The sequence below is a fragment of the Streptomyces sp. AB3(2024) genome (assembly GCF_041862025.1).
Taxonomy (GTDB): Bacteria; Actinomycetota; Actinomycetes; order Streptomycetales; family Streptomycetaceae; genus Streptomyces.
The window spans coordinates 1-255 of the sequence record NZ_JBGWAB010000401.1 but is presented as its reverse complement, the minus strand read 5'-3'; the positions used below and the strand labels follow the sequence as shown (position 1 = coordinate 255).

General features: G+C 69.0%; 1 protein-coding gene. It reads left to right on the top strand.

The window, feature by feature from the left end; all coding sequences use genetic code 11:
- Positions 1-255 (top strand): acyltransferase domain-containing protein (locus tag ACEPPI_RS40960; protein ID WP_373920303.1); only part of this gene is annotated, 255 nt, incomplete at both ends.

Here is a 255-nt window from a genome sequence, read left to right as displayed (position 1 = left end):
GCGCAGGTGGAGTTGCTGCGCGAGGAGCTCGACACGCTGCTCGCGCCGATCGCACCCCGGGACGCGGCGGTTCCGTTCCTGTCGACCGTCACCGGTGAGTGGGTCGAGGGCCCGGAGCTGGACGGTGGGTACTGGTTCCGCAATCTGCGTCAGACGGTGGAGCTGGAGCGGGCCACGCGGACGCTCCTCGATCAGGGTTTCGGTGTGTTCATCGAGTCCAGCCCGCATCCCGTGCTGACCGTGGGCCTGCAGGAG